This window comes from Aquicoccus porphyridii (assembly GCF_008369105.1).
Taxonomy (GTDB): domain Bacteria; phylum Pseudomonadota; class Alphaproteobacteria; order Rhodobacterales; family Rhodobacteraceae; genus Aquicoccus; species Aquicoccus porphyridii.
On the sequence record NZ_VINQ01000122.1, the window covers coordinates 1 to 463 of the forward strand.

A 463-nucleotide genomic window follows, 5' to 3' on the forward strand; every position below is an offset into this window, starting at 1 on the left:
CGTAGGCTCGCGCCTCCCAGGCGTTACCTGGCACTCTGCCCTATGGAGCCCGGACTTTCCTCCACCGCGCTATTGCGCGACAGCGACTGTCCAATCGACTCTCCGCCGACAAGGTTAGCGGGAGCAGGCGCGAAGAACAAGCTCAACTCTTCCCTTGGCGTTGCAAAGCCTGTTGATACAAAAGGTTTTTTCGCACCCCGGTAATTTCCGCCGCCAGCGCCGCGGCTTTCTTCAACGGCAGCTCGGCAAGCAGCAGGTCGAGCACCCTGAGCGCCTCCGCACCGATCGACTCCTCGCCTTCCGGCGCCTGCCACCCCGCCACCAGCACAACGCACTCGCCGCGCTGCTGGTTGCTGTCCGACGCGACCCAATCGTGCAGTTCGGCCAACGGCAGGCTGCGAATGGTCTCGAAGGTCTTGCTCAGCTCCCGCGCCAGCACCGCACGGCGCTCCCCGCCGAACAC

1 protein-coding gene is annotated in these 463 nt (G+C 64.8%); it reads right to left on the minus strand.

The features are described 5' to 3' along the window. Positions 1-142: 142 nt before the first annotated feature. The coding region (locus FLO80_RS23850) for an SAM-dependent methyltransferase (protein WP_500676335.1) at positions 143-463 on the minus strand (321 nt) is incomplete at its 5' end.